At 62.9% G+C, this 10827-nt stretch carries 6 protein-coding genes and 1 pseudogene; 2 read left to right on the top strand and 5 right to left on the bottom strand.

Features of this window, described 5'->3' with window-relative positions:
• Nucleotides 1–462: 462 nt before the first annotated feature.
• Nucleotides 463–1173 (bottom strand): hypothetical protein, encoded by a 711-nt coding sequence (locus ACI48D_RS16940; protein WP_435572409.1) that lies wholly within the window; start codon nucleotides 1171–1173, stop codon nucleotides 463–465.
• A 64-nt stretch (nucleotides 1174–1237) separates the two neighbouring features.
• Nucleotides 1238–1726 (bottom strand): hypothetical protein, encoded by a 489-nt coding sequence (locus ACI48D_RS16935; RefSeq protein WP_435572408.1) that lies wholly within the window; start codon nucleotides 1724–1726, stop codon nucleotides 1238–1240.
• 471 nt (nucleotides 1727–2197) lie between these two features.
• Here ACI48D_RS16935 and ACI48D_RS16930 point away from each other — a divergent pair.
• A pseudogene (locus ACI48D_RS16930) lies at nucleotides 2198–2933 on the top strand (IS5 family transposase).
• A 28-nt stretch (nucleotides 2934–2961) separates the two neighbouring features.
• On the top strand, nucleotides 2962–3345 hold the full coding sequence (locus ACI48D_RS16925) for a hypothetical protein (RefSeq protein WP_435572407.1): 384 nt from the start codon (nucleotides 2962–2964) through the stop codon (nucleotides 3343–3345).
• On the opposite strand, the gene ACI48D_RS16920 is transcribed toward ACI48D_RS16925, so the two are convergent.
• The 3 genes from ACI48D_RS16920 to ACI48D_RS16910 all read right to left on the bottom strand — a co-directional run bounded on the left by ACI48D_RS16920 (nucleotide 3346) and on the right by ACI48D_RS16910 (nucleotide 10817).
• Nucleotides 3346–8388, bottom strand: a complete 5043-nt coding sequence (locus tag ACI48D_RS16920) for a diguanylate cyclase domain-containing protein (RefSeq protein WP_435572406.1) — start codon at nucleotides 8386–8388, stop codon at nucleotides 3346–3348.
• 112 nt (nucleotides 8389–8500) lie between these two features.
• Nucleotides 8501–9811 carry an MFS transporter gene (locus tag ACI48D_RS16915; RefSeq protein ID WP_435572405.1) on the bottom strand — a complete coding sequence of 437 codons (1311 nt, stop codon included), beginning with the start codon at nucleotides 9809–9811 and terminating at the stop codon, nucleotides 8501–8503.
• 142 nt (nucleotides 9812–9953) lie between these two features.
• Nucleotides 9954–10817 carry a class II aldolase/adducin family protein gene (locus ACI48D_RS16910; RefSeq protein ID WP_435572404.1) on the bottom strand — a complete coding sequence of 288 codons (864 nt, stop codon included), beginning with the start codon at nucleotides 10815–10817 and terminating at the stop codon, nucleotides 9954–9956.
• Nucleotides 10818–10827 lie beyond the last annotated feature (10 nt).

Below are 10827 nucleotides of genomic sequence, written 5' to 3'. Positions count from 1 at the left end.
TGTTCGCGTTCGCCAATCTGGTGCTGGCCGGCCGAACTTTTGGAAGCGCCCACGCCCGAACTCCGTCCTGAATCTGGAAACGTCCACCGTGGCGCGCCAAAACGCGTCTCGAGACTCCGCACCAGACGCGAAAAATACCTGAATTCGACCACTGTGGCATCCGATGCTGGTTTGTCGTCTCGACTCGGGCGCAAAACCTATTTGTTCAGCGCTTCCTTAAGTCGAGATAGCGGTCCACTGCTGTCAGCAGATGGTCCTCGGGAACGTATTCATCCAGGCTGATCATGACGAACAGCTCCCGTTTCGTTGCTTGGCGTCCCATCATCGCAACCTCCCTCTGCGCGCCGCATCTAAATAACGGTAGACGGCGACAGACCCGGCATCAAGGGGAGTTTTTCAACACAATAGGTCGATAACGGCCACTTGCATTTAGTTAGGCCGCACACGCGACACGGCAATTAGCTATTCATCAGTGCATTGTATTGAAGGCATACAGGAAGTCGAGGAAATATTGCTGACTCCACACAAAGACTCGCAAATCGAAGAAAGTGCGAATGTCGCGGCGCACCCCTCTTTGATGCATAATTCATGCTTCGGTCCAGTTTTACAGGTGCATACTACACGCATCGTTGGCGTCTCATCTGGAACGATTTCAGCCAATTTTCCCAGCAATAACTGTTGCTGTTGCGTTGGCAAACCCGCTATTTCAGGGTAATTATTTAGCACATCTAGTCGATGGGATAAAGAGATCGCCCGCAATTGATTTTGAAGCTTTAATAAGTTCTCTTCTGACATCATGGAAAGATGCGCTAGTTCGTGCATTTTGCGTAGTTGCTCGGATCTCTGAAGTACATTTATTTTTTCAGCATTTGCATTGTGCTCTGTCCTCTGCTGCTGTGCCGGAAAGTGAGTATTCGACGATTGCGACGCAACAAACGGCGAAGCCAATATGGAATCTTGTATTGAAATGGAAGATGACGGACTTTCATTCGCCGCTGGCAAAATTTCATTTTTATTGCCGCTACAACCAGAAAAAATCAGCAGCGCTATCAAAAGTGGAAGCGCGAAAAACAAAGAATGACACTGGCAGAGAAAATCTGATTTCGAATACAATCTTTTGTTGACGACTGACATTTTAGTGATGCGACATACTTTTGGAGTCTGGAAAATCATTCTGTCCGATTACATTGACGAAAACCGGACAGAATGCCAAATAATAAAAAATCAAAATATTTCCTTAGCCGCAAGATACGCCTTTAACCGGGGTAACTGGTGTGCTTGTAGTACCTAGAGTAACTTGCGAGTTATTCACAGTATCTGTCAGCACGAGATTTGTATAGCTGACACATGCAAGAACTAGGTTTTGTCCCGATGGGCAGCTCAAGCTGGTGTTTGCCGGCGCCAGAACAGTCAGGCTGCCTACAACCCTGCCACCTTTCGGATCGAACGGTTGACTGGTAACGTTGAAGGAAGATGGTCCTTCCTTGTTTGTCGCCTGAGGATGGTTGCCGCTCTTCGTCATACATGCATATACAGCACTAGCACTCCCGGTCAGCGTATAGGTAATAGGGCCGCCGCCATTACCAAGCCCACGCTCATCCCAATTCACAGTCAGATCCCCTGTTCTTGAGTTAACACTTGTTGTCGCGCTGTAGAAAAACGCTGCCTGTGCTGTTACTACGCCGGCGCTAACAAAAAGAGCTGCTGCCAAAAAAGATTTTTTCATTTCAATCCCCCATTTAATTCCCCATCAGGTAACAGAAAGCCCCTGAAGCGATTTCTGAATGATGCGACCTAAGTCTAGCAGCTTAGGCAAAAAGTTCTAGCAGCTTATTTCAGAGTTAGTTTGGCTTGGTTCAAATGGAAAAGGGAGTGAAATTCACGAAATTGACGGGGTTTCAGGTCAATTGGCCGCTTCTTGGAGAGCAACAGGATTTTTCCTATACGACGTAATCGCTACTTAAGGCATATCACGGCATTTGCCATCGACTCACTTCGAAGTCGGAATTGATTAAGCGGCAGTACAAATTAAGCAATGTTTAATCGGTACGAATGCACGACGTTGCGCGGCCAATCTTCAGCCGAGTGTTTGGACTTTTCGAGGCTATAATTAATGCCAGCACTGGTCGATAGCGGACGTGCGCAAGCTCAGTCCGGGCACTAACATGGCGTCCGTGTTCGTAGACGGACTGATGCCATGGCCCGAGCACTACTTCCTGAGACCTGTGGTCGCTTATAGCAGCTCATCTTCCGACCCATCGCCGATCGCCGAAAGGCGGACGCCCATGTGTCGATGATCGCGCGGCCCTGACCGGGATCCTGTTTGTCCTCAAGACTGGAATACCGTGGGAATACCTGCCGCGCGAACTCGGCTGCGGCAGTGGCATGACATGCTGGCGTCGCCTTCATGCATGAATGCTAGCCGGGGTTTGGCAGCGTATCCACGAGGCGATTCTGCGACGCCTCCGAGAGCATGACCAGATCATGTGGGATCAAGCTTGCGTTGACGCTGCAAGCGTACCGGCACCTGCCGGAGACGAGCACACGGGCCGAAACCCAACCGATCGCGGCAAACTCGGAAGCAAACACTATCTGCTGGTGGATGACTCGCGTTTCCTCATCCCGCTGGTAGAGTCAATCCCGGCAGTTAAGGGCTGGCAGGCCGTGCGCGCAAACGTCCAGGTAAGCTGCATGCCGATCGAGCGTACGCTTCGAGAGCCCATCGGGCTTGGCTGCGCCGTCGTGGCATTGCAGCTCGGATCGCGCGTTACGGCCTAGAGTCACGCGAAAGGCTTGGCCGATGGCGTTGGGTCGTCGAGCGCACCTTGGGTTGGCTACACCGCTTCCGCAGATGGCGCATTCGACATGAGCGGCGAGCAGACGGGCACCAGGCGTCCGGTTTTCGACCGTTCTCAAGCACAGCGATACAATAGGCTATCGCTATTTCAACCGGAGGAAAGAGTGCCCAAGCAACAGCCCTGCGAGGTCCAATGGCTGGATGACGCAGTCGAGCAAGACTACAAGGCCGCAGCCCATTACCTGTCTCTGCTCGACAGCCAGAAAAACGTCGACAAAACGGTGACGGAAATGCGGGCCGCGCAAACGATCGAGTTCAAGGCTGCGGATCTGTTGCGCGCTGCGCAGCTCGCCATACCGAAATCGGACGACCGCCCTACCCGCGAACAGATCAAGAGGATCAAGAATGGCGAACGGATTTCTCCGGTCTTGCTGATGCGCGTATCCGGATTAAAAAAGGTCGTCATCGCGGACGGATTTCACCGCGTGTGTGCGGCCTTCCGCCTCGACCCGGACGTCATCCTGCACTGCAAACTGGTCGGAACCTGATCACGCGGCGGCGCCCTCGCCGGCCGGATCTCCGCTCAGCACCACGCAGTTACGCCCGGCCTCCTTGGCGCGGTACAGCGCGTTATCGGCCAGGCGCATCAGCGCGTCCGGATCGCCGGCCTGGCGCGCCGCCAGGACCGCGATGCCGACACTGATTGTCACCTGCCCGGACGCCGCACCTGCGTGGACGATGTGCAGGTCTTCGATCGCGCGCCGCAAGGCTTCGCCGATGTGCCGCGCTTCGTCGGCGCCGCTGTTCGGCAGCACGATCGAGAACTCTTCGCCGCCGTAGCGCGCGGTCAGGTCGCCGCTGCGCCGCATGCCGGCCGCCAGCGACTGCGCGACCCGGATCAGGCAGGCATCGCCGGCCTGGTGACCGTAGCGGTCGTTGAACTTCTTGAAGTAGTCCACATCGAGCATGATGACGGCGAGCGGCTGCCCGAGCCGCGCGGCGCGCGCGCACTCGGTCCCCAGTACCTCGTCGAAATGGCGCCGGTTGACAAGACCGGTAAGTCCGTCGGTGATCGACAAGGTCGCCAGCTTGCGGTTGGCATCCTCCAGCTGCGCGGTGCGCTCGGCGACACGCTGCTCCAGGCTGTCATGCAGCCGCGCGCTGGCGATCGCGGTCATCGCCTGGGCGCCGAGCATGCGCAGGAACTCGACGCGCTCCTCCGTGAACGAGGCTTCGGCCAGCCGGTTCTCGAAGTACAGCACGCCGTCGATGCGGCCGCCATGCCGGACCGGCAGGCACATGACGGCCCGCGGCCGCAAGCGCTGCACGTAGGGGTCGGCGGCAAAGCGCGAGGCGCCCGCGATATTGTCTTCGATGAGCTCGGCGCCGGTGCGGATCACGTAGCGCAGCACCGACAGCGGGAACTGCGGATCGGCGGCCGCATCGAGGTCGAGCCGGCGCGATTGCAGCACGCTGACGGCGTCACCGTCGCTCTCTGCCTCCAGCCGGTAGACGCCGTCCGACAGCAGCAGCAGGCGCGCCACCTGGCCGCCGGCGTTCTCGCGCACGATGGCGATCAGGCGCTGCAGCACCTTGCGCAGGCCGACTTCGTTCGACAGGATCTGCGTCGCCTTCAACAGCGATACCAGATCGAGCGCCGAATTGCCGTGCGTCTGCGAGGCCGCATGCGTCTGCCTCGTGCGCCCTTCCGACCGCGACATCAAGGCGCCGTGACGTGCGCGCAGCTGCGCCACCTTGCCCTCCGCGCCCCATTGGCCGTAACGCGCGATCGCATCCTTGATGAACACCGCGGCCACGCGCGGCTGGCCCTGATCTAACCAGCATTCGCCGCACAGCTCATTGGCGAGCGCCTGCAGATTGAGGTAGCCGGCCAGTCCGGCGGCGTCGATCGCCTGCTGGTAGCAGCGCGTGGCCAGCGGCAGGTCCTGCCGCCGGCGCGCCATCTCGGCCTGCACCAGCAGGTGCCTGGCGCGGCTCTCCTCCGGACCGATCTCGGCCCAGCCGGCGAGGCTGGCCTGCAGCGCCTCGATCCGTTCCAGCACGGCGCCCGCGTCAGCACGCGTCGGATCGCGCCGCAGCGCGCGGACCAGGATCAACGCGGCGTAGAGGCTCGATTCGGGCACTTTGGCCTGGCCGCGCATGATCTGGGCAACGATGCCCACCTGGCCGGCGAGCGCTTCGGCGTCCGGGCTGTCGAACAGGTAGGCGTTGCGGATCTTCCCCTGCAAGAAGTAGGCGCGGTACAGGCGCGAGCCGCCGTATTGCTCGAGGAAGCGCGCTTCATTGAAGGTCGCATCGTCGTAGCTGTCGCAGCGCGGCGTCAGGCCCATCAGGCACTTGATCGGCTGGATCGCGGCGGCGACGCAGCAATCGGCCATCGCCTGCTGGCCGTTCGCCCGCATCAGGGCCAGGTCGCGCTCGGTGGCAGACATCAGGTCCGGCAGGTAGTCTCCGAGGATCAGCCGTTCGCTCGCGCGCACGGCCGCCACTACGCCGACCTGGACGAAATCGCCGATTTCCAGCGCCCAGCCGAAGGCTTCCTCATACAGCGCGTCGGAGCTGCGCAAGGGCTGCGTCCAGTGGCTGGTCATCGCGGCAAACATCACGGCCGTCTGGATGCGGGTCTGCAGGTTGGCGCGGCGCCTCGCCAGCGCCAGCGCCATCGCGCCGAAGCGGTAGCCGCGCCGGGCGTCGCCGCTTTGCAGCGTCAGCAGGAACGCGTAGGCGACGTAGGCGACGGCGCTGAAATCGCTGGTGCCCTGCTGCAGCGACAGGCGCGTCATCGACAAGACCAGCAAGGCGCTCAGGTCCTGCTGGCCGGCGTAGTAAGCGGCCATCCAGAGAGCGTGCATCATCTGCAGCGCGGCCACCGCCGTGGGATCGCGCATCTCGCCGGCCGCCAGCAACTCGTCCGGCGCACGCGCGCCATGCAGGCGCCCGATGTCGGCGAGGATCTCGTCGAAGCGCGCCTTCAGTTGCCCCGCATCCTGCGGGATGTCGATGCCCAGCTGCGCCAGGCCCTCGCGCAGTACGGAGATGGCGTCGGGCAGGCGGCCCTGCAACTGATACTGGTGCGCCTGGACCGCGATGCAGCGCGCCTGCAGCAGCGGCGTCGGACTGTGGGCGCGCACCAGCGGATAGATCGCTTCGGCCGCATCGAAGCTGCCGCACAGGTAAGCCGCTTCCGCCGCGCCGAGCTGCAGGTCGAGCCAGAGTGCGGCGTGCCTTTGCCAGGCATCCGCCGGGAGCAGCTCGAGACCGGTACGCATGTGCTCCAGCGTGGCCTGGAACGCGGCGGAGCGCCTCGCCTTGGCGCCGGCGCGCAGGTTCAGCCCGGCCAGTTGCACGCGCTCGCCGGCGTCGTCGATCAGCGCGCGGCCGGCATTGAGCTGCTCGACGATCTCGAACAGCCTCGCTTCCAGCTGCTCGCCGCTCGCGTGCGCCAGCAGCAGCCGGCCGATACGCAGGTGAATCGCCGCGCGCGCGCCGGCGTCCAGCACCAGGTAGGCGGCCTGCTGCACGCGGTCGTGCAGGAAGCGGTAGCCGACGCCGGCCTCGCCGGCACCGGTATCGGTGTCGACGTATTTATAGCGTCCGTCGAGCGGCTGGATCAAGGCCGCGTCGAGCGCCGGCCACAGCTCCTGCTGGGTGTGCGAGGCGCCGCGTTCGACCGCGAGCGCCAGCGTGTCGAGCGTGAAGCGGTTGCCGATCGAGGCGGCCAGCTGCAGCAGATGCTGCGCGGCGGCGGGCAGGCGCCGGATCTTCCCGAGCAGCAGCTCGACCACGTTGTCGGTGTACGCCGCCTGTTCGATCGCCGCCAGGTCCCACTCCCAGCAATCGTGGCCGGCCCGGTAGCGCAGGTGGCCGGCGTCATGGATCGAACCCAGGAACTGGCTGAGAAAAAAGGGATTGCCTGCGGTCTTGCGGAAGCACAGCCGGGTCAAGGCCGCACAGTCGGCGGGCGCCATGCGCACCGTCGCCGACACCATCTGCGCCACTTGCGGCTCGGTCAGCGCATCCAGCACCAGCGTGGACAGGCGCACGCCGCCGGCGAGCAGCTTGTCGCGCAGCGCGGCGAGCGGATGACCGGCACCGACCTCGTTGTCGCGGTAGGCGCCGATGAACAGCATGTGCCGGCTCCTGCGCGAGCCCATGAACAGCTCGATCATGCGCAGGGTGGCGGCGTCAGCCCATTGGAGATCGTCGAGGAACAGCACCAGCGGATGCCCGGCGGCGGCGAACACTTCGACGAAGCGCGGGAACACCCGGCCCAGGCGGAGCTGGGCCTGCTCCGGCGGCAGCGCGGGTAGCGCCTCGGTGGGACCGACGATCAGGGCCAGCTGGGGGATCAGTTCGACCATCACGCCAAGGCCGCTGCCCAGCGCGCCGCGCAGCTTGCCGGCCCATTGCTGCAGCGTTTCCCCGGGCTCGCCGAGCAGTTGGCGCACCAGCCCCTGGAACGCCTGGATCAGCGAGGCGTACGGCACGTCGCGCTGGAACTGGTCGAATTTACCGGCCAGGAAGCAAGCGCGCCGCGCGACGATCGGCTTCTGCACCTCGTTCACCACCGCCGACTTGCCGATGCCCGGGCTGCCGGCCACCAGCAGCATCTCGCCACTGCCTTCGGCGCTGCGGTCGAACGCGGCCAGCAGTGCGGCGATCGCCTCCTCGCGCCCGTACAGCGTTTGCGGCACCAGCAAGCGGCCGTCGTGGCCGCACAGCCGCAGCGGCCGCGCCGGGGCCGCATCGGCCATCCCCGCGCGGCAGGATTCGAGATCGCTGCGCAGCCCCTGCACGCCCTGGTAGCGCTGCTCGGCGTTCTTTTCCATGAGTCGCTGGACGATCGCCAGCAGGGAGCCGGGCAGTCCGGCGAGCGCCGGGTTCGACCAGTCCGGACTGCGCGCAATATGGCAATGCACCAGTTCCATCTCGTCGCGCACTTCGAACGGCGCCTGCCCGGCGAGCAGTTCGTAGAAGGTGGCGCCGAGCGCATAGAAATCGGCGCGGTAATCGACCCGCCGGTTCATCCGCCCGGTCTGTTCCGGCGCCATGTAGCGCAGCGTGCCTTCCAGCGCGTGCGGATTGACGATTCCCTGGTGTTCGTGCGGCAGCTCGCAGGCGATGCCGAAATCGATCAGCTGCAGCAGGCGCTGTTCGGAATTCCACACCAGATTGGACGGATTGATGTCCTTGTGGATCACGCCGTGCCGGTGGACCTCCTCCAGCGCCGAGCACAGTTGCAGCGCGATGTCGAAGAACTCGTCCAGCGCCAGCGCCGGCCGCGTGCGCAGCACCCGGTCGAGAGCAAGGCCGCCGATGTCCTCCTGGATCATGGTCCAGCGTCCGCCGCACAACTGCAGCGCAAGCGGACGGACTACGTTCGGATGGCGGCAGCGGCGTGCGATCGCATACTCGCGCTTGAACTGCGCCAGTTGCTGAAACGACGGGAAAGACTGATTCGGCTGCTTCACGATGAGCGCCGTGCCGTCGGCGGCGCGGGCCCGATAGACCAGCGAGCGGGAACTGTCGTGCAGCTGTTCGGTGATCTCGTGGTCGAAAAGGACGCTCATGGGCTGGGCTCGCGGTGTGCCGACATCACTTTACCTATTGGCAAGCATTATATCAGCATGAGCGCCGCAGGAATCGCGACCGCGGGGCCTGGCGGCCCCGCGGCCAGGCCGCTTACTTGGGATTGACCGCCTTGGCCGGCAGCGCAAACGTCAGCACACAACCGATCAGCAGGCACACTGCGATTGCTATCACGCCGGCATTCGTACTGTTGGTCATGGTCTTGACCACGCCCAGCATGTACGGCGCCACCATGCCGGACACGCTGCCGACCGAGTTCGCGAGCGCGATGCCGGCAGCGGCCGCGGCGCCGCTGAGGACGGCCGGCGGCAGCAGCCAGAACTGCGAGATCGTGGTAATGATGCCCATCGTCGCCAGGGTCAGCGCCAGCATCGCGATCGCGGTGTTGTCGGCGTAGGCCGCGCTCCAGCTCAGGCCGATCGCGCCGGCCACGCCTGCCAGCGCCAGGTGCCAGCGCCGTTCGCGACGGAAGTCCGAGCTGCGCCCGACCAGGATCATGGTGACGGTCGCCGCCGCGTACGGGATCGAAGTCAGCATGCCGATGTCGAAAGCGTTCTGCACGCCGCTGGCCTTGATGATGGTCGGCAGCCAGAAACTGATGCCGTACAGGCCCATCGTGTAGAACAGGTAGATGCTGCTTAACAGCCAGACGCGCGGATTCACCAGGCCGTCGCGCAGCGAATGCAGGTGCGTGCCCTGCTTGTCCTGGCTGAGCTCATGCTCGATCAGCGACTTCTCGCTGTCGTTCAGCCACCTGGCGTCCGACACTTTGTCGTCCAGGTAGAACCAGGCCATGCAGCCGAGGATGATGGTCGGGATGGCCTCCAGCACGAACACCCACTGCCAGGCATGGTAGCCGCCCACCTTGTCCATCGTGCCCATGATCAGGCCGGACAGCGGACCGCCGATCACGCCCGACATCGGGATGCCGGTCATGAACAGCGCCGTCACCTTGCCGCGGCGGCCGGCCGGGAACCAATAGGTCAAATACAGCAGGATGGCCGGGAAGAAGCCGGCTTCGGCCACGCCCAGCAGGAAGCGCAGCGCGTAGAAACTGGCCGGGGTCGACACAAGCATCATCGCGGCCGAGATCAGGCCCCAGGTCACCATGATGCGGGTGATCCACTTGCGGGCGCCCACCTTCAGCATCACGATGTTGCTGGGGACTTCGAACATGAGGTAGCCGGCGAAGAACACCCCGGCGCCCATGCCGTAGACGGCCTCGCTAAGGCCGAGGTCGGACATCATTTGAAGCTTCGCGAAGCCGACGTTGACGCGGTCGAGATAGGCGAAGACGTAGCATAGGAACAGAAACGGCAACAGGCGCCAGGCGACCTTCGAATAGGCTTTCGAAGCCTCGTCGATCGTCGTTGCGCCAACTGCGACTTTGGTTGAGCTCAGCATTGTTTGTCTCCAGATTTAATGGTGGAACGCGCCCGGTTACGGCGGCACCTCGTGGATGCCGCTTCCGTGGTCTGTCGTCCCTGTGTCACCGCCGGTGGGTGGCGGTGTGAAACAATGGAGCAGCGGGATAGCTAATCAAACCTCAATCAAACATATCGGGCTGCGTTTTTGCCAACTGGTCAAAAATCGGCTGGAAGTGCAGCCAGCCGATGTATTCGCTGCCGACATGCTCGCGGCTGTAGCGCGAGCGGTCGGGCGGCACCATCACCGGCTTGATCCCGGTCGCTTCGACCATCAACTGCTGCTGGCAGCAGCGTTCGAGCGCGATGAACCAGAACGCGGCCGACTCGATGCTGTGGCGGCTTGCGGTCAGCAGACCGTGGTTCTGGTGGATGGCCGCCTTCACGTCCTTGAACCAGTCGCACACCGAGTGTCCCGCCTTTTCTTCCACCGCCACCTGGCCCGCTTCGTCCTTGATCACCACATGGTCTTCGAAGAAGGCGGCGGCGTCCTGGCTGATCGGATCGAGCGGGCGGCCGAGCGCGGCGAACGCGGTGCCATACACGGTGTGCGCATGGCACATGGCGACGATGCGTGGGTGCGCCTCGTGCACCGCCGCGTGCAGCACGAAGCCGGCACGGTTGATCGCGTACTCGCCCTCGACCACGCGGCCCTGGTGGTCGGCCAGGATCAGGTTCGACACCTTCACCTGCGAGAAATGGACGCACATCGGATTGGTCCAGTACAGCTCCGGATGCTCGGGGTCGCGCACCGTCAGGTGGCCGGCGAAACCGTAGTCGAAACCGTGCTGGGCGAAGGCCCGGCAGGCGGCGACCAGGCGCTCCTTGCGGTGGCGGCGCTCCCGGGCTGGGTCGTCGAAGGACGGGATCTCGGGATAGATGACGCCGGCCTGGCGCGGATGGTAGATCGATCGCTGCGCGTCCTGTCGCGCCTTCGCGATGCGCTCCGCCTCCACGGGGGCGAATTGCTTTACTTTGTCCAGCATGCGTGTCTCC

It is taken from the genome of Massilia sp. LXY-6, from assembly GCF_051233485.1.
Taxonomy (GTDB): domain Bacteria; phylum Pseudomonadota; class Gammaproteobacteria; order Burkholderiales; family Burkholderiaceae_D; genus Telluria.
The sequence above is the reverse complement of the archived record's forward strand: the minus strand, read 5'-3'. Positions and strand labels throughout refer to the sequence as shown.

Excerpts from the sequence above, each read along its gene's own strand:
- ACI48D_RS16940 (WP_435572409.1), bottom strand. The coding sequence starts at position 1,173 with ATGATTTTCCAGACTCCAAAAGTATGTCGCATCACTAAAATGTCAGTC.
- ACI48D_RS16935 (WP_435572408.1), bottom strand. The coding sequence starts at position 1,726 with ATGAAAAAATCTTTTTTGGCAGCAGCTCTTTTTGTTAGCGCCGGCGTA.
- ACI48D_RS16920 (WP_435572406.1), bottom strand. The coding sequence starts at position 8,388 with ATGAGCGTCCTTTTCGACCACGAGATCACCGAACAGCTGCACGACAGT.
- ACI48D_RS16915 (WP_435572405.1), bottom strand. The coding sequence starts at position 9,811 with ATGCTGAGCTCAACCAAAGTCGCAGTTGGCGCAACGACGATCGACGAG.
- ACI48D_RS16910 (WP_435572404.1), bottom strand. The coding sequence starts at position 10,817 with ATGCTGGACAAAGTAAAGCAATTCGCCCCCGTGGAGGCGGAGCGCATC.